The following is a 22417-nucleotide window of genomic DNA, read 5'->3' as shown; positions in this document are numbered from 1 at the left end:
TTGTTATAAATTGCGATCTATAATAACACCATATATTTTCTGGTTCACGCTTCGGCACCCAGGCTCTTTACTTTTAACCTTCAGCTTTAAAATAAAAAATGCGAATCTAACCTGATTCGCATTTTTATTTTATCATATTTTTCTATTTACTGATCAAATTCACGTTCAATTCATTTAAAGCTCCTTATCTTCGCTTATGGAAACAAATAAAGCCATTATCAGCGTTAAAAACCTGGTAAAGAAGTACGATGATTTCATTGCAGTTCAGGATTTAAGTTTTGAAGTTTATGAAAATGAAATTTTTGGCCTTTTAGGTCCGAATGGTGCTGGCAAAACCACTACGTTGGAAATTATTGAAACCTTGCGGGAGAAAACTTCGGGGGAAATCATGGTAGATGGCTTATCTGTTGATCAACATGCAAACGCGATTAAACAAATTATTGGCGTGCAACTGCAGGCCGCAGGCTATTACCCAAACTTAAATCTAATTGAGTTGATCGAGCTTTTCTCGGGCTTATATGGCGCCGATATCAAACCGATGGAAATGTTGGAGAAAGTTAACCTCCAGGATAAAGCAAAAGCAAAATATAAAGCGCTTTCCGGCGGACAAAAGCAGCGTTTCTCTATCGCTACCACGCTCATCAACCAACCCAAAATTATCTTTCTTGATGAGCCAACAACGGGTTTAGATCCACAGGCCAGGCGAAATTTATGGGACTTGATTATTCAGATCAGAAATGCCGGGACAACTGTTGTGATCACTACTCACTATATGGATGAGGCAGAACAACTTTGTGACCGGGTTGCTTTTGTAGAACGCGGGAAAATCATTGCGGTTGATACGCCGGATAACCTGATTGATCAGTTGGTAAACAGTGGTTTCGAACGGAAAAAAGAAGTTAAAAAAGCCAATCTGGAAGATGTATTTATCAGCCTTACCGGAAAAGAATGGCGGGAATAACCCTCTAAAAGGGAAACGAAAACCCAAGAGGAAATACAGGCGTAAAATCTAGTATTTTGGTAAGATAAAATAAAGTAGGTGCCATAATAGCCTCTCGTGGTGAAATGGAAAAACACTAGCGTTTATATAAAATTTAAAAGAATTCAGCACTATATTTATGCAAAGAAACATTAATAATGGAACAGAAAAGGCCCCTTTGAGGGCGGTGGGGGATTACAGCAACACTAAAGCAACTTTAGCACTGGCTAAGGCAAGTTTCCGTTCCATTATGAGAAGCCCTTCCGCAGTGGTTTTCACATTGGCTTTCCCGCTGATTTTCATTTTAGTTTTTGGATTTCTGGGTGGTGGCGGAACCCGCATTGATGTAGGGATTTCTCCCGGATCTGACGTGAACAACCCAGTGGTAGCCATGTTGGAAAAGACAGGAATGATCCGTTTGGTTAAAGACAAATCAAAAGAGGAGTTTGCTAAGTTGCTCGAAAAAGGGAACGTAGATGCCATGATTGATGTCCACAGGAAAGTAAATGCGCCAGCTTATTCCGTTAACGTAGTCTACACATCTGCATCCCGGGATAAAGGAGGCATCCTAAAATCAGTTCTAAATAATTTATTTTATGATAAAACCCTGAAACCGACTGTTGCCGAAATTAAAGAAAGTACCATCACCGGCAGGGAATATAAAACAATCGACTTCATTTTACCAGGCCAGCTTGGGTTTTCCTTATTAAGTACGGGTGTTTTTGGTACAGCTTTCGTTTTTTTAAGCCTACGCCAAACGCTGGTCATTAAACGTTTCTTCGCTACCCCAGTTAAGCGATCGAGCATTGTAATAGGTGAAGGCATAGCCAGAATAGGTTTCGCGCTCATTGGTGCTTTATTTATTATTGTTCTTGGTCATTTCTTCTTTGGTTTTACACTCGTTCATGGCGTCATCACGGTGATTAACATGTTGGTATTGGCAACGATGGGGATTATTGTTTTTATGGGCTTTGGTTTTATTATATCAGGTGTTGCCAAAAGCGAAAGTATGGTCCCTCCTATTTCCAATATCATCACTTTACCACAATTTTTACTATCTGGAACCTTTTTCTCTATTGAAGCTTTTCCAACCTGGTTACAACCCATCAGCAGGGCTTTACCACTAACTTATTTAAATGATGCAATGCGGAAAGTTGCCTTTGAAGGAATGGGCTTATGGGATGTGAAATTTCAGATCATGATTTTACTGATCTGGGGAATTGTAATCTATGCAGTGGCAGTGAAGGTTTTTAAATGGGAATAGTTGCCGGAAAGATGAATCATACCAGAGTTGAAGTGAATGACCATTTAACGAACAAACTGCAATAGGATTCTAAATCATTAACTTTTTTTAACTTTTAACTTGAAACGAATCAGGTACTTTTGTATAATGAAAAATCTGTTGATCATTTGCGCGGCCTTATTTATTTCTCTCAACGCTTCTGCACAATTCAAATTTTTATCAAATAATACTTCTAATGAGTATAATGCAAAGCTATATGTGGCCGATTGTGCAGATGGGCATTGTGAAGGAAAAGCGACAATTGCACTTTACGACAAAATCTCGGGAGATGAAATTCAAACCTTTCATTCTGACGACCTGGGTTTTAATCTAACAAATAAACAAGATGCCCGAATTGGCTGGCTTGATCTTGGTAAATATCAAAGTCCACTCATCTTTGGAGATTTTAACTTTGATGGCCTTGAAGACCTGGCGATAAGAAATGGAAATAGTGGCGCCTATGCCAGTCCCTCTTATGACGTCTATCTGGCAAGCAAAGACAGAAAATTCGTATTGGATAAAAACTTTACCAAACTGGCAAGTGAGCACTTAGGCATGTTTGATGTCGATCGTAAAAAGAAACAAATTAGTGTGGAAGAAAAAAGCGGCTGTTGCTATCATAAAACAACCAGTTACACTTTTAATACAAAAAAAGGTTTAACCGAAGTGGCCTCAGTAATTGAAGATTCCAGCATCGGTGATAATGTTACGGTAATTACTCAAAAGTTGATTGGCGGCAAAATGCAAAAAACCATCCAAAGATTTAAAACCAAAGATTATTACGCCGAGCAGTAAAAACCTACAGGGCGGCTTTTACCAAAAAGGGTAGAATCTCTTTCTGGAAACTTACAAAATTCTTTCTCACATCAGAATCACTTACCGAAGTAAATGCAAATGAGAATACGATGCTTTTACTAGCCTTTAACAAGAAAGCAAGTCCTTCTCTTCTGGCAGGATTATTTTTAAAGTTATCTAATTCCAGATAGGCCGCAAGCAACAATGCTTCCAACTGATCAGATAAATGCTTCAAAAACTCCTGTGAATTGGCGTTTTCACGAACAAAATCCCATCCGATAAATTCATTACAAGCGGTGAAAGAAAGTCGGCTGGTTTTCATCACCAAAGCTTTTAAGTGTTCTTCTTCAGAACCATAACTCACTTTGTTGTTGATGATTTCATGCAGATTTTGATCCAGGTAATCCATGAGGATGCTATCTAAAACCTGTTCTTTGCTTTCAAAATATTTATATATGGTCGCTTTAGCTATCCGGGCTTTTTTAGCAATCTCGTTTACACTGGTTTTATGGTAACCATATTTTCTAAAGAGTTCTTTGGCAGCCTTTTTTACTGTTTCTTTTATTTTTTCAGCTTCCATTAATTGGTTACATTTAATAACGTATTTCCTTGAAGGGAAATGTTGTAAACTTTAAGATTTTTCTCTGCAGGTGCTTTTTGCGGCGTACCATCGAGCAGTAAGAATTTTGCGCCAGAACATGGATCAGTAGCAGTTATACCTCCATCATCGGGCACAATAGCACATTTTTTTTCAGGATTAACGGTACTACAGCGATCAAAAGCGGCAAAACCACCTGACGGTAATCTAACAATCATTAACCCGGCCACCCCCTGATTAGGCACTAATAATATTCCGTTTTTTGCCTGTAAACTAAATTGAGTAAGGGTAACATTATAATTAACCACTACATCCGGCACATAGTTTTCTTCTTTCCCACAGCCGGATATTAAAACCAGAACAAAAAGCAAACTGTATAAATACTTCATCATTAAATTAAGGCCGATTTGAACTGTTTTAAGAAACGCGCATCGTTTTCAGAGAACAACCGTAAATCCTTAATTACATATTTTAAGTTGGCAATTCTTTCCATTCCCATCCCGAAAGCAAAGCCGCTATATTTTTCAGCATCAATCCCACAGTTTTCCAAAACGTTTGGATCTACCATTCCGCAGCCCAAAATTTCTACCCAACCACTGTATTTACAAAGTTGGCAACCAGCACCTTTACAAATGGTACAAGAAATATCCATTTCTGCAGATGGTTCTGTGAAGGGAAAATATGATGGGCGGAAACGTACTTTTGTACCCTCGCCATACAACTCCTGAACGAAGTAGAATAAGGTTTGCTTCAAATCTGCAAATGATACATTTTCATCCACATATAATCCTTCTATCTGATGGAAAAAGCAGTGTGCCCTTGCAGAGATTGCTTCGTTACGGTAAACCCGTCCTGGCATAATTGCCCGGAATGGTGGCTGACCTTGCTCCATCATCCGTACCTGTACAGATGAAGTATGTGTTCTGAGCGCGATATCACCTTTCTCTCCACCTTTTTTAATGAAGAATGTATCTTGCATATCTCTTGCCGGATGCTCTTCCGGGAAGTTCAATGCAGAAAAGTTGTGCCAATCATCTTCAATTTCTGGTCCTTCTGCAACTGTAAAACCAAGCTTGGCAAAAATCTCTACAATTTCACGGCGAACCAATGCTAAAGGATGACGAGAACCAATTTCAAAACCTTCTCCCGGTAGCGTTAAATCTTGCTCATTTACCGCAGCTTGAGATTGGCTGCTTTCCGCACTTTCTTTTAATGTGATATATTTTGATTCGGCAAGTTGTTTAAACTCATTTAAAACCTTACCTAATGATTTTTTTTCTTCAATAGAAACGGACTTAAATTCGTCGAAAATTTCTTTGATAACGCCTTTACTTCCTAAATATTTGATACGAAACTGCTCTAATTCATCTGCTTTTTCGGTTACGAAAGCATTAATTTTCTCCGTGTATTGTGTGATCTTATCCTGCAACATGGGTTCAAATATACGGCAAAATATCTTAAAAATTTAACCTTAACAGGTTCAAAAATTCTGTTTACAATATCGTCACAAATGAAAATGAACCCAAAACTTATAAAAGTCATATGAAGTGGCCTTCTAAAAAATGATAGAGATAAATGGAGTTTAAATTTCCATCTGCGGGTTTGAATTACAACAACTGAAAAACTTGTGTATTAACGAGAATTTACTTGGGTTGGTGAGACACTACCCATTAGGTTAGGTTAAATAAAATGAACCTAAACTAAGAAAGCCACATGAAGTGGCTTTCTTGATTATTATGCACATCAAGTGAATTTAAATCACACCTAATTCCTTACCTACTTTTGTAAAGGCAGCAATAGCTTTATCCAGGTGATGTTGCTCATGTGCCGCAGAGAGCTGAACACGGATTCTCGCCTTACCTTGTGGCACAACCGGATAGAAGAACCCAATCACATAGATGCCTTCATCGAGCATTTTAGCAGCAAAACTCTGCGCTATCTTTGCATCATATAACATTACCGGAACAATTGGATGGAAACCGGGCTTGATATCGAATCCTGCTTCAGTCATTTTTTCGCGGAAATACCTGGTATTATGCTCTAATTTATCTCTTAGCGAGGTGGTTTCGCTTAACATATCTAAAACCGCAATAGATGCACCAGCAATAGCCGGAGCTAATGTATTGGAAAACAAATAAGGACGAGAACGTTGACGCAGCATATCAATAATTTCCTTTCTACCTGATGTGAAACCGCCTGAAGCACCACCTAGTGCCTTACCTAAAGTTCCTGTAATAATATCAATCCGATCCATTACATTAAAATGCTCATGCGTTCCACGCCCGGTTTTCCCAATAAAGCCAGAGCAGTGAGATTCATCAATCATAATTAATGCTTCATATTTATCTGCCAGATCTGCAATTTTATCTAACGGCGCCACTGACCCATCCATCGAAAAAGCCCCATCAGTAACAATAATTCTATGGCGGCAATCTTTCGCAGCAATCAGCTGTTTTTCTAAATCTTCCATATCCGCATTTTTATAGCGAAAACGCTGTGCCTTACATAAGCGAACACCATCTATAATGGATGCATGATTCAATTCATCAGATATAATGGCATCTTCAGCATTAAATAATGGTTCAAAAACGCCTCCATTTGCATCAAAAGCCGCTGCATATAAAATGGTATCTTCTGTACCCAGAAATTGAGATATTTTAGCTTCCAACTCTTTATGAACATCTTGTGTACCACAAATAAAGCGAACGGATGACATGCCATAACCGTGATCATCGATTGCTTTTTTAGCCGCTTCAATCACTTTTGGATGTGAAGAAAGGCCTAAATAATTATTTGCACAAAAGTTGATCACCTCTGCACCTCCGCTTACTTTAATATCAGCACCCTGAGGCGTAATAATGATGCGTTCGCGTTTAAACAATCCCGCATTTTCAATTTCTTCAAGCTCTTTCTGAAGAACAGGTTGTAATGTTTTGTACATGACTTTTAATGTTGATTATGGCTCCAAAGTTATAAAAAACGATAAGGTATTTTATCGGCGTCGCCATATTTAATTCTGCCTTAACCGCCATATGATAAATGAGTAATTAATAGTGATGAATAGTGAATTATTTTAATAAAATGAATAGACTGAGAATGCACCTGATGGCTCCACACCTCAAAATGAACACAATGAACCGACTATGCAGCGCTATAAACCTGTAATTTAGAACTACAATAATATAGTATTCAATATTTACAAAACAGCGTTTCGTTATGTGCCTGTCCGGAAAATTTAAATGGTTCTTTGTACTAATAGTCAGCACTTTTTCTTTTGAAGATGCATTTTCTCAGGTCTTAAAGGGTTGCAGAAGTGGTGGGATGATTTACAGAAATCCACCAACAGGAGCGTTTGGATGGACATCACCATTATCGGAAACTTGTCCAGCCAATGCAACAACAACTACACAATATACCAGGTTCGTACAGAATACCACAGGTTCTTCTTCATGTCCAATAGGCCTGCTAAGTCTTGGCGGAACAGGAGTATCAGTCGACTATCGATTATTAAACTGCCCTATTGATGGTTGGATTGCTTTTTTACTAATACCGGCAGCATTCGCTGGAATTTTGATGATCCGAAGATCACAGACATTTAAAAACTGACTCATACTAGGTATTGGCAGGGCCCAAATTCCTTCTCTATAGCGTGCTGAGTAATCTCCGCTGCCCGTTTCCAATTCAAAAACTACATCAACTTGAAATCACGTATATATTGCTAACGTATCAGCTATGGGCGATCCTTCAAAATAATTCAAACTGATTCGCTTTTAACTAGCATAAAAGGCAACCATATTTTATGTCGAAATATTAGATGCTGAATAGTATTTATAAACTTTTTCTTCTTCTTAACAAACTTTAACACCGCAAATCTGTATACTGTTAAAACTTATTCGATATTTATAGCTTACAAATTATTAATATGTTCAAAATTTACGCACTCCTTCTGTTTTGCGGTTTTACTAATTTTGCTGTGGCTCAGCAACATATCATTTCGGGCACAATTCGTGATTCGGGTGGCCAGCCAGTTCCTTTTGCATCAGTTTATTTAAAGAATACAACTACAGGTACCTCGGCGAATGTAGATGGAAAATATACCATGAAGTTAAAGAAAGGTCAATACACGCTAACTTTCAGGGCCGTTGGCTACAAACAACAAGAGAATATTATTAATTTAACTGCTGATGTTTCCCTTGATGTAAATTTATCCTCAGAAAGCTATACACTTGATAACGTAACCATTAAAGCCAATGCAGAAGATCCTGCTTATGCATTTATCAGGCAGGCCATCGCCAAGAGAAAAGAGCACCTTAATGAAGTTAAAGCATTTGCCTGCGATGTTTATATCAAAGGCGTACAGCGCTTAAAAGCTGCACCTAAAAAGTTTATGGGAAGAGATATCCAGAAGGTAATGGAACTAGATACCAATAGAAGAGGAATTATTTACCTTTCAGAATCGCAAAGCAAGTTCAATTTCAGAAGGCCGAATGATGTTCATGAAGAAATGATTTCTTCTAAAATAGCAGGCCGGAATAATGCCTTTAGTTTTAATAAGGCTTCAGATCTGATTGTCAATTTTTACGATAATTATCTGCTCGAAAATAAATTGAGCGCAAGAGGGTTTATTTCGCCAATAGCAGATAATGCTTTATTTTATTATAGGTACAAATTGCTGGGCGAATCAACCGAAAACGGATTGTTGATTCACAAAATCCAGGTTATTCCCCGCCGAGAGAACGATCCGGTATTTAGAGGCATTATTTATATTACTGATGAAAACTGGCGGATTTATAATACAGACTTATACTTAACTAAAAATGCGGGCATCAACTTTATTGATACGTTGAACATTAATCAGCAGTTTACCAAAGTACAAGATGTTTACATGCCTACGAGTGTCAATTTTCAATTCAATGGTGATATCTTTGGTTTTAAATTTGCAGGCTATTATATCGGTGTATATAGCAATTATAACCTTAATCCACAATTCCCTAAAAACTTTTTCAATGGCGAAATCTTAAAGGTTACCCAAATGGTAAACAAAAAAGATTCTATTTATTGGAATAATAACCGTCCTATTCCCCTCACTGCAGACGAAAAATTTAACTACGTTAAAAAAGATAGCCTGGCGAAGCTCAAGGAATCTAAAAAGTACCTCGACTCTTTGGAAAAGGATAATAATAACTTCACTTTAGGTAAACTACTTCTTCAGCATTACCGCATTAATGATCGTTATGATAAAGAATCCTATACTTTCGATCCGGTATTAAGAGCCATTTTCTACAATACCGTTGAAGGTTTGACGCTAAAATACGGTGTTACCTACAAAAAGGAATTCGAAAATAATGTTTCTTACACCATCAGGCCGGAGGCGAGATATGGGTTTGCCAATCAAAAACTAACGGCGAGCCTAACGGGAAATTATTTTTACAATCCCCTAAAAAAAGCTAGCATTGGTGGATCTGCGGGTAATGGAATTTTCGACCTGAATAATTTAGGATCCATGACCACTATCGGTAATATGATCAATTCTCTGTTGTATGAAAAGAACTTTGCCAAGTTTTATGAAAAAAGTTTTGTTAATATTAATACCAGCAGGGAACTCGCCAGCGGTTTACAGGGAAGCTTAGCAATAGATTATAGTAGAAATCACAACCTGACTAATAACACTGATTTTAAATTCTTCGATAATAAGGAACGAGAGTTTACTTCGAACAATCCCTTTAGTCCGACAGTAGAAACCCCACTGTTCCCTACCTATACTTCTGTAAGTGCAACCGCCAGCTTAACCTATACCATCGGGCAGAAATACATCACCAGGCCAGATGGAAAGTTTTATATGGAATCATCTTTTCCCAAAATTACGGTGCTATATAAAAAAGGCTTTAATGGCTTACTAGGAAGCAATGTAGATTATGACTTTGTGAAGGTAGAGGCTTTACAGGACCGCATTAGTTTAGGTTTATGGGGCTACACCTCATTTATGGCAGGTGCAGGCATGTTTTTAAACAACAGTAACATGTATTTCCCGGAGTTTAAGCACTTTTCGGGTAACATTTCTACTATTTTCCCTCCAAATATCAGAAAATTCCAGTTCCTTGATTTTTATCAGTTCAGTACGGATAAAGAATATTTTGAGGCACACCTCGAGCATAATTTCGCTGGGTTCTTCACCAATAAAATTCCTTTGCTAAGAAAGTTAAAATTGCAGGAATATATTGGCGGAAACTATTTAACCCAGCCGGATAAGAAAAATTATAAAGAGTTTTATTTCGGATTAGAACGCTTAATATTAAGAGCAAGTTATGGCTTTTCTTACGATGGAAACAAAAAAATAAACCAGGGCTTTAGAATAAGTTATGGGTTTTAAGTGCTTTTGATCTGCATTTTAATAATTTTACGGATCAATAAAAAGGAATACTATTGATTAATCTGCTATATTATTAAAACATTAAATTTTCTTTAACGCAATATTCTCACTATATTTCATGACAAAGATTTGACATACTGAATGAGGTTATTTTTGAAGCTATTTATTGTAGCTTTTTTAGGGGGATTTGGTGCACAGGCACAACAATTATTTACATTAACAGGCAGAGTTACAGATGGAGGCGGGAACCCAGTTCCTTTTGTAACTATCTACGTTAACACAACTACAAAGGGTACATCATCTAACATAGAAGGGAATTACAAGTTAAACCTTCCACCAGGCAAAACGGATTTATTGTTTACCGCGGTAGGCTTTGAATCCAAATTGCTCAGTATTAATTTATTCGACAATAAATCGCTTAACATAGAACTGGTTTCAAAGGTATTTACTTTAAATGATGTAGTGATTGGCAGAAATAATCACCATGAAAATGCTGCCGATGAAATTATCAGAAAAGCCATTAAAAACAGGGAAATTTATCTCAATGAAGTAAAAGCCTTTACCTGTGAAGTGTATACAAAAGGCATGCAAAAGCTACTTTCTTCACCAAAGAAATTTTTCGGACGTGATGTAGCTAAAATTTTAGACCTTAATGATAAAGGTGAGGGAATTATTTATCTTTCTGAAACAGTATCAAAACTTGATTTTCAACAGGAAAATAAAATCAAAGAAGTGATGGTATCGTCTAAAGTTGCCGGAAATGACAATGGTTTCAGTTTTAACAAAGCATCAGATTTAAACATTAATTTTTATAAAAACGTAGTATTAGAAGATAAGATGAATGTTCGGGGTTTTATTTCCCCAATTGCAGACAATGCCTTCTCCTATTATCATTTCAAATTGCTGGGCACTAATCAAGACGATGATGGGCAAACCATCAGTAAAATAGAAGTTAAACCCAAAAGAACCAGCGATCCTGCATTTACGGGCGAAATCTACATCACAAATGGTAGCTGGCGCTTAAATTCAGTAAACTTATTTCTCACCAAAAAATCGGGAATTGAGTTTATAGATACTTTAAATATCAAGCAACAACTGGTTTTAATTAATAAAATAGCCGTTCCATCATCCGTTCAATTTGACATAAAAGGTAAGGTTTTGGGTTTCAAATTTTCAGGCTATGCAGTTGGTGTTTATAAAAACTATAATGTTGAACCGGCTTTTAACAAACATTTCTTTAGCAATGAAATTTTGCGGGTAAACAGTTCTTCTAACAAGAAGGATTCATTATACTGGGCAAAATCTCGGCCAGTGCCCTTAACTGTGGAAGAAAGTACAAATTATTTAAAAAAGGATAGCGTAAGCAGGTTAAAGTCATCTAAAAAATACCTTGATTCGGTTGATAATGTAAAAAACAAATTTAACCTTACCCAAATCCTCATTACCCCCTACGTATATTATCATAGTTATAACAAAAAAAGCATTACTTACGATCCTATTTTTAAAAGCGTGTTCTACAATACCATCGAAGGAGTTGCTCTAAGGTATGCGGTTTCGTTAAGGCAGGGCTTTGATGATGGCCGTTACTATTCGGTAAGGCCAGAAGTGCGCTATGGCTTTGGTAACAGGCATTTTAATGGAAATATCCAGGCGAAGTATTTTTACGATCCTATTAAAAATGGAACAATTAGCTTTGGCTTTGGAACAGAGGTGGCGAATTTGAATTCGCTCAGGCAAACCAACCTATTTCGTAATAGTATTAATGCATTGGTTTTTGGGAGAAACATTTCTAAATTTTACGAAAGGCGTTATCTGAATCTTCAGGCCAGCAGGGAATTTGCGCCTAGCTTCGAACTCAAAATTACGGCAGACTTCGCAGAACGGGAAGCGCTGTTAAATTCAAGTTTTCTAACGTTTGGTAAAACAAACGAATTTACGGCAAATGATCCTTTTAAACCTTTGGACAACCAAAGCCTGCTCTTTCCAAAACACACGGGCTTTATTATTAGTGGAACACTGGCTTATACCATTGCACAAAAATACATTACCCGGCCCGACGGACGTTTCTATGTAGAAAGCAAGTACCCACGCCTGGAAATTACCTATAAAAAGGGAATACCAAATTTCTTTAACTCTGATGTAAATTATGATTTTCTATCTGCAGAGATTTTCCAGAAAGATGTACATTTTTTACTCTTAGGAAAATCATCTTTACTAATCGGCGCAGGAAAGTTTCTGAATGCGAAACAATTATATTATCCAGACTGGAAACACTTCAGGGCAAATCAGTCCTTAATTTTTGATGCGGATGTACGGAACTTCCATTTTTTGGATTTTTATTTATTCAGCACTACCAAACAATATTTTGAAGCACACTACCAACATAATTTTGGTTCTTTCTTCATCAGTAAAATACCACTTCTAAGAAGATTAAAAGTGGAGGAAATTATCGGAGGCGCTTACCTTACTTCCCCGGAAAAAAGGAATTACAGCGAATTTTACTTCGGCTTTAAAAGGTTAAACTTTAGAATTGACTATGGTTATGCCTTCGATTCGAATAAAAGAATAGAACAGGGTTTTAAATTATCATATGGGTTTTAACAATCGTTTTACATTAATTTTTCGACAAATGCGATGATTGATAAACCTAACTCTTCAAATTAAACATACTGAACTATTATTTGATCGTAAATGAGCGCTAAATGCCGATAATATGTTGCAAAGCATTTCGCTAGCTTTTCTAATAAAATTTCTTAGGATATCTTATCAGCCTTTACCTCACCACCTCAAATGGAGCTGATTTTAGACACAACAAGTTCAAATTTTAAAAGCATTCCGATGCGACAAATACTTTGATAATCGACTGATTCGGATAGCAATCATTTGTCATATTGCGATATGCTAATGGTTTAGACGACACTATCATTAGAACAAAAAATACACTATTAATACTATTGTCTTTTAAGAAAATGTAATTATTAATATCTACATATTCATTAACTATATAAGTTTTTATTAAAGGAGAATTCTCCTATTCGGTAGGACGTCATTTTGAATATATTAATTAAAATTATAACTTTACAATCACGTAAATTTAAATCTACCTATGAAAAAATCCTTTACTATTATCCTGTTAATAGGACTGACATTCTTAAACTTTAGCTGTAAAAAAATCGCTACAAATGAGACTTTATCCTATGACAGCGGATCGAAAGTCATGAATGCATCTTTAAGTTCGCTACTATTATCCGGAACGCCCTCCTATCCACTTGATTGGGAAAATATTTCCTTTATGCCATCTCCTCCCAACGCGGCAATTGTACCAGTACCATGGCAGTCCGGTTTGGGTGGCATTAAAATCGATCAAGATATGATATACGACTACGCAAAATCTGACGGCTGGGAATTGGTTTATAATACGTTCACTACTAGTGCAGTTTTAAACCCATCATATTTTATGCTTTACAATAAATACAGGGGTGTTTTGAGGAGCTATTTTTATTTTGCACCTGGGCAAAACTATCCTGCAAATAACATTGTCTGCGGATTATCTATTAATGGCCCGGGTGCTGCGGCGTCACCAGCATTAAATTTTTCAGGATCGGACATTACTGATTATAATACAAATCAAGCAGCGGTTACGCAGCTTCAGCCATATCAAGTCTCAGCTACCGGCTCGTGGTATGCCGCCGAGTTTGAAATCGCTTATGATAGGACTACAGCTACTACGGCTTATCCGACTACAACTATGCAGTGGCAAATAAACCCTAATAGTATAGCTAGAATAACTCTGAATGGCACTCAAGGAGGTGAATTAAATGGAACAATCGCTGTACCATCCTCCAAAACGAATTTTTTTGGGGCATTAACAAATACTTTCGTCAACACTGCTCTTTCATTGGGTGGTAGTTCTGTAGCCAGAGGAATCGGTGGATTCTTAAAAGAAAAAGAAACAACAGTAGCAGGTGCAGTTTCAAATGGTTTAGGCGGAACTATAAGTGGATTCTTAAATGGCATATTTGGCTTTACAAAAAGGACAACAACCAATCAAAAAGTTTCTTTGACACTTAATACTAGCATTTTAGTAAATGGAAGTTCTGAAGTGAGCAGTCAGATTTTTGATAATACTTTCGCTATTCCAGGCACATTAAACAATAACCAAGCAGCAACTTTTTACCCGGCCTATAATATCCCAATGGGAGTTTTTTATATTGACGGCAAGCCTAAGGTGCTCGAAAAGCATACAGATACTAGAGTTATCCTTCCAGTACCACCTATTGGAGAACCCGATCCTCGTAATGGAAGAAAAGAAGGATATAATTCATTTGATACTTACACAATTGATAAAAATTCTTTTAATTTAATATTTAATCCTGCAGTTTTATCCGATGCTACAATTAGTAATATTAGATATGAAATTTTGGCGTTTGAAATTGAAAAAATCTTAGAAATACCAAAGCTACCCTATTCCTATGAAGTTTCTTCTTCAAAAAAAGAAGATATCTTAAGTCATGGATTAGTTGCCTCTGACCCTTTAAGTATTGGAATAGGGTTTATGTCGCTTGTTCCTAATAAGTCAATAGCGAAACCATCAGCATTCGGTGTACGAGTATCTTTTGATGTAGTTCCTAAAGATGGGTCACCGAAACAGACCATAATTAAAACATTTAAAGCAAATGTAGCTGTAATTTAACTTATAAATCTATAATCTTAATTGAGCTAGATCTACTAGAAAGAATTGTATAAACATATAGGGACACTATATTCAATATAATAACTGATACAATCAAGATTCAATGAGTTAATGCCCCCCAAGAAGTTAAAATCTTTGAGGGGCATTTTTTATTAAACAAATACCATTTAGACTACAATCCGAAGTAGGTTTTTGAAACCTGTAAAGATTTTCATGTGCTTGAGCTAACAAAATATATCGGGCAGAATTGTTATTGAGCGCAATGATATTTAACTTCTAAAAGAGATTATTTCTACCTTCAGGATTATTCTTTATCTTTGCACCGCTTTAAACGCCGTTTGCAGCGGTATCAACAGCGTTATGAAAAGATATCAAACCATACTTTATTATTGCTATAGTTACATAGCAGATGCAGCACAATTTGCTACAGATCACCTTAAATTTTGTAAATCGTTAAATTTAGTTGGCCGTATTATCGTGGCCGATGAAGGTTTAAATGGCACCGTCTCCGGCACGCCGGAATCTTGCGAGGCTTACATGAAAGCCATACATGCAGATGAGCGTTTTGCAAAAACCGAGTTCAAAATTGATGAAGTAGAAGAGCCATCCTTTTTAAAAATGCATTGCCGCTATAAATCTGAAATTGTGCATTCAGGTTTAAGAGATACATCCATCATTAACCCGAACGAACAAACAGGCAAACATTTGGAACCTGCAGATTTCATGGCCATGAAGGATGATGAAGATGTGGTGATTTTGGATGTGCGTTCGAACTATGAACACAATTTAGGTAAATTTAAAAATGCCATTACGTTAGACATTGAAAATTTCCGCGATTTTCCTGAACAAATCAACCAGCTTGCCCAATATAAAGACAAAAAGATTCTAACGTATTGTACAGGCGGCATTAAGTGCGAAAAAGCATCGGCATTACTTTTACACCATGGCTTTAATGATGTCTATCAGCTCCATGGCGGCATTATAAAATATGGTAAAGAAGCTGGCGGTAAAGATTTTGAAGGAAAGTGTTATGTTTTTGATAACCGGATTGCCGTTGATGTGAACCAGGTAAACCCAACCATTGTATCGGTTTGCTATAATTGCGGCAAAACCACTCCAAAAATGATTAACTGTGCCAATCCTGAATGTAATGAGCACATTACGCAATGCGATGACTGCGGAGAAGAATTGCAAGGTTGCTGCTCAGCGGCTTGTACCACAAATCCGCGCAAAAGACCTTATGATGGAACCGGATATTATGTTAAAGTTCCGCAGCCGGTGGCTAAGAAAGTGGAAATTGCACAATAATAACATTCTAAAATATCCCATAAGCCTTTTGCAATCTTTAAAGACATTGCAAAAGGCTTCTTAATTCTATTACGAAGCATTGAACAGCGAACCATCCACATCGAGATTCTGCAAGTTCATCTAATTTTGTTTACTTTGTAAAGCAATGGCTTAATCAGATCCCATTATATGTTTCGCATACTTCGCCTGTTTTTATTATTTTTCCTTTTATCCCAATATTCCTTTGGTACTGATATAAAAAGTATTGGTGTTCCTTATATAGGAAACTATTCAAAAGCAGTTTACGGTGCCGGTAACCAGAACTGGAGTATTGCTAAAGATCAGCAGGGCGTAATGTACTATGGCAATGCCGAAGGTTTACTCACTTTTGATGGGAAATACTGGCAAAAACACAAAATGCCGAACGGTCAAATTGTTAGATCCGTTGCTACAGATAACAAAGGTAAAATTTATACCGGATGCTTTGGTGAATTTGGCTACTGGGCAATAAAAGATAATAAACTAATTTATCATTCGCTTACTTCATTACTGCCCAAAGGTTCAAAAATTACCGACGAAGTCTGGAAAATTTATGTTGATCGTGATCGTGTTATTTTCCAGTCGTTCTCCAACATTTTTGTTTATCAGCAAAACAAGATTTCGATCGTATCATCGCCAAAATCATTACTTTTTCTTCATAAAGTAAACAATCGCTTCTTTGTAGAAGTTTTGGAACATGGCTTACACGAATTGGTTGGAAACAAATTGGTTTATCTTCCACAAAGTGATCAGCTTGGCAAACAAGGGATTCTATCTATTCTTCCTTATAAAAATGGTGGCTTTTTGATTGGCACCAGTAAAAACGGCCTGTTTATTTACGATGGAAAAACTTTTAGTCCATTTAATACGCCCGCCAATAATTTCCTTAAAACTTATCAACTTAATAATGGTGTAAAGCTACTTGGTAAATATTATGCCTTCGGAACCATTTTAAACGGTTTAATTATCATAGATGAAAATGGAAATGTGGTTCAGAAAATCAATAAATCCAGCGGACTTCAGAACAATACCGTATTAAGTTTATATGCTGATGATGAACAAAATCTTTGGGCAGGTTTAGATAATGGAATCGATCGGATTGAATTGAATTCTCCGCTCTACTTCTACTTTGACAAAACCGGACAATTTGGAACCGTTTACTCCAGCATCATCTTCAACAACAAAATATATCTTGGTACCAATCAAGGTTTATTTTATAGTGACTGGTCGCCAAATTCTGCACCGAACTTTAACTTCAAACTTATATCAGGTTCGCAGGGGCAAGTATGGGAACTTAAGATTATAGACAATGAGTTGATCTGTGGCCATAATAGCGGCACATTCAAAGTTTTAGGCGATCAGATTAACTGGGTTTCCAGAACCAGTGGCGGCTGGACGATCAAGCAATTAAACTCAAATCCGAACTATTTAATTCAGGGAACTTATGTTGGCCTGTCACTTTATCAGAAAATTACTGGATCAGGTTTGAAATTTGTTGCTCAGATTTCAGGTTTCAATGCACCATCCAGGTTTATTGAGCAAGACAATAAAGGCGATATCTGGGTTGGACATGCTTATAAAGGCCTTTATAAGCTTACCCTAAATGAAAATTATAGTAAGGTAATCAGTACCAAGTATTTTGACGAACAGAATGGCTTACCGGGAAACTACAACATAAATATTTTCAATCTGGAAAACAGAATTGTCTTCTCATCAGATAAAGGTTTTTTTACTTACGATGAACTAAGTAACAAATTCACTAACTATGAAGTGCTGAATAAGAAACTAGGTTCCTTCGCTACTTCGAATAACATTATTAAAGCAGGTGATAAGAAATACTGGTTCATTAATCATGGAAAAACATCACTTGTGAATTTTTCTGCACCGGGTAAAATTGAAATAGATTCTAACCAGTTCAGTTTACTTGATGGAAGAATGGTTCAGTATTATGAAAATATTAACAAGATCAGCAACTCCATTTATTTAATCAGCGTGGATGATGGCTTTGTGATTTATAATACCCAGCAAAACCAAGCACTTCCCAATAAGCTTCCATCGGTACTCATCCGGCGGATAGACGATATTACCGACAAATACCATACGCTTAGTGAAACTGGAAGTGATATAGAACTTCCTTACAGTAGAAATAATATTCGAATTTCTTTCGCCCTACCGTATTACAGGCAGGCTAAGGTAAAATATCAATATTTTTTAGATGGTTATTCTAAAGATTGGTCAGACTGGAGTGAGGCCGCAGAAAAAGATTTCACTAATCTGGCCAGCGGAAGCTATAAATTTAAGCTGAGGGCTAAACTGAATGACTCGTCGATTACTGATGTAACGATCTTCAAATTTACTATTCTCCGTCCGTGGTATTTCAACAATTGGTCTTTACTTATTTATTCTATTTTTTTCGCTGTGGTTTTAATCATGGGCAAGAAGATTTATGAAAGGAAACTTAGAAGAGACAGTCAGAAAATAAGCGACCGTTTACAAGCCGAACAAGACGAAATTTTAAGACAAGAAGCTGAGGCGAACGAGAAACAGATCATCAAACTCCAAACAGAGAAATTGCAAGCTGAACTGGCTTCAAAAAACAGGGAACTGGCCAATTCTGCCATGACGTTGGTTTATAAAAATGAGCTGCTGCAGAAATTAAGTGATGAGATTACAAAACTTAAAGATGAGAACGGTAAAAAGCTTTCGGATGATCAAACGCGAAAAATTATAAAGGTAATTAATGACGGAATGAATGATGAGCGAGACTGGCATTTGTTCGAGAATAGTTTTAATGAAGCACACGAAAGTTTCTTTAAAAAATTGAAAGCACAACATCCGGATTTGGTGCCAAATGATTTAAAACTTTGTGCTTACTTACGGATGAACATGAGCAGTAAAGAGATGTCGTCACTACTGAATATCAGCTTAAGAGGTGTGGAAATCCGCAGGTATAGATTACGTAAGAAACTCGAGGTTCCGCACGATAAAAACCTCACCGAATTCTTAATGGAACTGTAAGCTTAGTATTACAAATTGTTCCATCAACGATTGCGTGAACAACATTTTTTATCCAAATCTAAATTCCAAGTTATTTTTCGACTACATCATTACCTCTCATTAGCCGAAATTATACCCCACAAAAACCTTCGTGTACTTTTCACACTTAGCCTAATGTTAAAATATTGTTAAAAAGCCAAAAACTGTGTTTTTAGTCTATAATCACATTTGGTCTTAAACTTTTGTAAACCATTATGGTTCTCATGATGTAATGATGTTGAGGTAAATTCACTTGCACAAGCGAATAAACTACCTCACATTTATCATAACAATTAAACTAAATATTAATAAAAGCATGAAAAGAATTTTTACAAGAATTTCTGTTCTCGCTGCATTTTGCTTGCTAACCATTAACGTAGCATTTGCGCAAAACATTACTGTAAAAGGTAAAGTAACTGATGGAGGTGATAAAACATCTTTACCTGGCGTAACGATTATAATTAAAGGTGCACAAGGTGGAACGCAGACCGATGCAGATGGAAATTTTTCGATCAGCGCACCTGCTGATGCGACGCTAGTCTTCAATTTTATTGGCTATGCTCCGCAAGAGCAAGCCATCGCAAACCGCACAACAATTAATGTAGCGTTAGCATCTTCTACACAACAACTCGAGCAGGTTGTAGTAGTGGGTTACGGTACACAAAGAAAAATTGATGTAACGGGTTCCGTAGCTAATGTTAAGGGCGAAGACATTTCAAAACAAATTTCTACCAACCCTGTTGGCGCACTGCAAGGTAAAGTTGCCGGTGTTTCGATTACCAATACCGGTACCCCAGGGGGCTCACCACAAATCACAATTAGAGGTAGCGGAACCATTTATGGAAAAGCAGGTCCGTTATATGTAGTTGATGGGGTTTGGTATGATGATATTAACTTTTTAAATCCGGCCGATATCGCGAGTATCAGTATCCTTAAAGATGCTTCGAGTCAATCTATTTATGGTATCAGAGCAGCTAATGGTGTGGTTTTAGTCACTACTAACAAAGGCAAAAGAGGCGATGCTGTAATCAACTATAATGGTACTGTAGGTATTCAAACAGTAACTAATATGGTAGAAATGGCCAATGCAACAGAATATGCAACAGCGGTAAATGAGGCCTATGCACTTCAAAATCCACCTGTAGCACCGTTGTTTGCAAATACCAATTTAGGTGAAGGTACTAACTGGTATGATGTAGCCCTTAGACAGGCTTTAATAACTAACCATCAACTTTCTATTAGTGGCGGTACTGAAAAATCTACTTACAATTTATCTTTAGGTTATTTGAATCAAGATGGTATTGTGAAGAATAATAATTATACAAGATACACGGCTCGCTTATCAAATGACTTTCAGGTTTTTGAACCATTAAAAATTGGTTATAATGTTACGGCAACCTCAAGCAAATCTAAAGATCCGGCTAATGGAATCTTCAGGGCTTTGTATGCTGCCTCTCCTGTAGTACCAATATTTAATGCGGATGGCAGTTATGGCGATCCGAATGCATTTAATTTAGGTAACGGAAGTAACATGAATCCTCAGGCTACATTAGATTTCTTCAATCAGCAAACTACAAATTATAAAATCACGGGTAACGTTTTCGCAGAACTTAAATTCTTAAAAAACTTCACCTTCAGAACCAGTTTAGGTGGTGATTTCGGTCAGCAAGAAGTGAGGGGATATATTCCGGTTTACAAAGCAAGTAATACCCAACAAAATACAAATAGTAAGTTGGATATAGATCGTGTTGAAAATAGAAACTGGATCATTGAAAACACTTTAACTTATGATAAAAAATGGGCAGATCATAGCTTAACGTTATTAGTTGGTCAAACTGCGCAAAGAAACAAAATGTATACGCTCCAGGCTGATGCTTTAAACGTTCCATTTACTTCAGCAAGCGATCTATATTTGGCCTTAGGTGATGCAGCAACCAGAAATATCATTGATGAAGGTGAATTATCTACATTCTCATCATACTTTGCCAGAGCAAATTATAGTTATAAAAACAGATATCTATTAAATGCTTCCATCAGAAGAGACGGTGCATCTCAGTTCTTTGGTTCTGACAATGTTTGGGGTAATTTTCCATCTATCGGAGCAGGTTGGGTAATCAGCAACGAAGACTTTATGAAAGATCAAAAAATCTTCAGCAATTTGAAACTAAGAGGTAGCTGGGGTAAAGTAGGTAATGCTGGTGTTCCTTTCAATCCATCTACTCAAACGGTAGATCAGACAGCTGGTTTGATCGCATTCTTCGGAGGGATTCCTTATACAGGTGCTAGTATCAGATCATTAGTTCCACCAACTTTATTCTGGGAAAGAAGTGCCGGTACTGATGTTGGTTTAGAATTGGGTTTCTTCAAAAATAAATTATCAGTTGAATTAGATTATTACACCAGAAAAACTGAACAAGCAATCTTTGATATCCCTGTACTGGGAAGCTTAGGAACCGTTAACAGTTCAATCATTGCAAATCAGGCAGATATTCAGAACAGCGGATTTGAGTTTTCTGCAACATGGGCAGATAAAATAGAGAACGGTTTTACTTATTCCATCAGTGGTAACGTGGGTATTAATAATAATAAAGTACTTAATGTAACCTCTGGAGCAAATCCTATTTATAAAGGTGGGGCAGGTTTAACCAGCGGATACCTTTCTACCAGAACTGTTAATAATCGCCCGATTGGTGAGTTTTACGGTTACCAGGTTGAAGGCATTTTCCAAACTGCAGCAGAAGCAGCAGCTTGGCCAGGCTTTAAAGCAGGTGATTTTAAATATGCAGATATTAATGGTGATGGTGTTATTGACTTAAAAGACAGAGTGGTATTAGGAAATCCAAATCCTAAATTTACTTACGGCTTAAACACCAATTTCGCTTACAAAAACTTTGACCTGACTTTAGATATCCAGGGCGTTGCAGATGTTGATGTATATAATGCTAATTTGAGCAGTCGCTTTGGTAATGAAAACTTCACAAAAGACTTTATCAACAACCGTTGGACTGGCGCAGGAACATCCAATACTTATCCTTCTGCTGACTTAGCTGGTGGATTAAATAATGCTCCTAACTCATTCTACGTAGAAAAAGGTGACTATATCCGATTGAGAAATATTCAATTAGGATATACGCTTCCTCAGGCCATCAGCAGTAAAATGAAAATGCAACGTTTAAGAGTATTCTTAAATGCGCAAAATGCAGTCAATATTTTTGGTTACAAAGGTTTCAGTCCTGAGGTTGGTGGTACACCAACAAATGCAGGTATAGATACCAACGTTTATCCATTATTTGCAACTTACAATTTCGGAGTTAACGTAACTTTCTAATCGAGATCAA

At 36.9% G+C, this 22417-nt stretch carries 14 protein-coding genes; 10 read left to right on the top strand and 4 right to left on the bottom strand.

What is annotated here, in order from left to right; genetic code table 11:
• Positions 1-196 precede the first annotated feature (196 nt).
• From SOM16_RS14645 to SOM16_RS14635, 3 genes are all read left to right on the top strand, one after another.
• Complete coding sequence (locus tag SOM16_RS14645; protein WP_320464740.1) at positions 197-961, top strand: ABC transporter ATP-binding protein; 765 nt, start codon at positions 197-199, stop codon at positions 959-961.
• 157 nt (positions 962-1118) lie between these two features.
• Positions 1119-2243, top strand: coding sequence for an ABC transporter permease (locus tag SOM16_RS14640; protein WP_320464739.1), 1125 nt, complete (start codon positions 1119-1121; stop codon positions 2241-2243).
• 126 nt (positions 2244-2369) lie between these two features.
• The gene (locus SOM16_RS14635; protein ID WP_320464738.1) at positions 2370-3056 is read left to right on the top strand and encodes an XAC2610-related protein; all 687 of its coding nucleotides are present in this window, start codon (positions 2370-2372) and stop codon (positions 3054-3056) included.
• 4 nt (positions 3057-3060) lie between these two features.
• Here SOM16_RS14635 and SOM16_RS14630 read toward each other — a convergent pair whose 3' ends face one another.
• The 4 genes from SOM16_RS14630 to kbl form a co-directional block, all read right to left on the bottom strand.
• Positions 3061-3636 carry a TetR/AcrR family transcriptional regulator gene (locus tag SOM16_RS14630; protein ID WP_154278774.1) on the bottom strand — a complete coding sequence of 192 codons (576 nt, stop codon included), beginning with the start codon at positions 3634-3636 and terminating at the stop codon, positions 3061-3063.
• A complete protein-coding gene (locus SOM16_RS14625) occupies positions 3636-4046 on the bottom strand; it encodes a hypothetical protein (RefSeq protein ID WP_320464737.1) in 411 nt (136 codons plus the stop codon). Before SOM16_RS14625 ends, SOM16_RS14630 begins: the two co-directional genes overlap by 1 nt.
• Entirely contained in the window at positions 4046-5086 is a 1041-nt protein-coding gene (pheS, locus tag SOM16_RS14620; protein WP_320464736.1) for a phenylalanine--tRNA ligase subunit alpha, read from the bottom strand. Before pheS ends, SOM16_RS14625 begins: the two co-directional genes overlap by 1 nt.
• 321 nt (positions 5087-5407) lie before the next feature.
• Positions 5408-6595: a glycine C-acetyltransferase gene (gene kbl, locus SOM16_RS14615; RefSeq protein WP_320464735.1), complete on the bottom strand. Its 1188-nt coding sequence runs from the start codon at positions 6593-6595 to the stop codon at positions 5408-5410.
• Positions 6596-6870: 275 nt separating this feature from the next.
• Here kbl and SOM16_RS14610 point away from each other — a divergent pair, with 275 nt between their 5' ends.
• The 7 genes from SOM16_RS14610 to SOM16_RS14580 all read left to right on the top strand — a co-directional run bounded on the left by SOM16_RS14610 (position 6871) and on the right by SOM16_RS14580 (position 22407).
• The gene (locus SOM16_RS14610) at positions 6871-7260 is read left to right on the top strand and encodes a hypothetical protein (protein WP_320464734.1); all 390 of its coding nucleotides are present in this window, start codon (positions 6871-6873) and stop codon (positions 7258-7260) included.
• A gap of 316 nt (positions 7261-7576) precedes the next feature.
• Positions 7577-10024, top strand: coding sequence for a DUF5686 and carboxypeptidase regulatory-like domain-containing protein (locus SOM16_RS14605; RefSeq protein ID WP_320464733.1), 2448 nt, complete (start codon positions 7577-7579; stop codon positions 10022-10024).
• Between the two features lie 141 nt (positions 10025-10165).
• On the top strand, positions 10166-12625 hold the full coding sequence (locus SOM16_RS14600; RefSeq protein ID WP_320464732.1) for a DUF5686 and carboxypeptidase regulatory-like domain-containing protein: 2460 nt from the start codon (positions 10166-10168) through the stop codon (positions 12623-12625).
• 505 nt (positions 12626-13130) lie between these two features.
• Positions 13131-14717 carry a hypothetical protein gene (locus SOM16_RS14595; RefSeq protein WP_320464731.1) on the top strand — a complete coding sequence of 529 codons (1587 nt, stop codon included), beginning with the start codon at positions 13131-13133 and terminating at the stop codon, positions 14715-14717.
• 360 nt (positions 14718-15077) lie between these two features.
• A complete protein-coding gene (locus tag SOM16_RS14590) occupies positions 15078-16025 on the top strand; it encodes a rhodanese-related sulfurtransferase (RefSeq protein ID WP_320464730.1) in 948 nt (315 codons plus the stop codon).
• Positions 16026-16193: 168 nt separating this feature from the next.
• Positions 16194-19061, top strand: a complete 2868-nt coding sequence (locus SOM16_RS14585; RefSeq protein WP_320464729.1) for a ligand-binding sensor domain-containing protein — start codon at positions 16194-16196, stop codon at positions 19059-19061.
• Between the two features lie 334 nt (positions 19062-19395).
• Positions 19396-22407 carry a TonB-dependent receptor gene (locus SOM16_RS14580; protein WP_320464728.1) on the top strand — a complete coding sequence of 1004 codons (3012 nt, stop codon included), beginning with the start codon at positions 19396-19398 and terminating at the stop codon, positions 22405-22407.
• Positions 22408-22417: the final 10 nt, after the last annotated feature.

The sequence above is a fragment of the Pedobacter sp. CFBP9032 genome, assembly GCF_034045265.1.
Lineage (GTDB): Bacteria > Bacteroidota > Bacteroidia > Sphingobacteriales > Sphingobacteriaceae > Pedobacter.
This window is presented reverse-complemented; position numbering and strand designations above follow the sequence as displayed.

Bases quoted from the DNA above. Each gene is read 5' to 3' on its own strand.
- SOM16_RS14580 (WP_320464728.1), top strand. From the start codon at position 19,396: ATGAAAAGAATTTTTACAAGAATTTCTGTTCTCGCTGCATTTTGCTTG.
- SOM16_RS14595 (WP_320464731.1), top strand. From the start codon at position 13,131: ATGAAAAAATCCTTTACTATTATCCTGTTAATAGGACTGACATTCTTA.
- SOM16_RS14585 (WP_320464729.1), top strand. From the start codon at position 16,194: ATGTTTCGCATACTTCGCCTGTTTTTATTATTTTTCCTTTTATCCCAA.
- kbl (WP_320464735.1), bottom strand. From the start codon at position 6,595: ATGTACAAAACATTACAACCTGTTCTTCAGAAAGAGCTTGAAGAAATT.
- SOM16_RS14645 (WP_320464740.1), top strand. From the start codon at position 197: ATGGAAACAAATAAAGCCATTATCAGCGTTAAAAACCTGGTAAAGAAG.
- SOM16_RS14640 (WP_320464739.1), top strand. From the start codon at position 1,119: ATGCAAAGAAACATTAATAATGGAACAGAAAAGGCCCCTTTGAGGGCG.
- SOM16_RS14625 (WP_320464737.1), bottom strand. From the start codon at position 4,046: ATGATGAAGTATTTATACAGTTTGCTTTTTGTTCTGGTTTTAATATCC.
- pheS (WP_320464736.1), bottom strand. From the start codon at position 5,086: ATGTTGCAGGATAAGATCACACAATACACGGAGAAAATTAATGCTTTC.
- SOM16_RS14630 (WP_154278774.1), bottom strand. From the start codon at position 3,636: ATGGAAGCTGAAAAAATAAAAGAAACAGTAAAAAAGGCTGCCAAAGAA.
- SOM16_RS14610 (WP_320464734.1), top strand. From the start codon at position 6,871: ATGTGCCTGTCCGGAAAATTTAAATGGTTCTTTGTACTAATAGTCAGC.
- SOM16_RS14605 (WP_320464733.1), top strand. From the start codon at position 7,577: ATGTTCAAAATTTACGCACTCCTTCTGTTTTGCGGTTTTACTAATTTT.
- SOM16_RS14635 (WP_320464738.1), top strand. From the start codon at position 2,370: ATGAAAAATCTGTTGATCATTTGCGCGGCCTTATTTATTTCTCTCAAC.
- SOM16_RS14600 (WP_320464732.1), top strand. From the start codon at position 10,166: ATGAGGTTATTTTTGAAGCTATTTATTGTAGCTTTTTTAGGGGGATTT.
- SOM16_RS14590 (WP_320464730.1), top strand. From the start codon at position 15,078: ATGAAAAGATATCAAACCATACTTTATTATTGCTATAGTTACATAGCA.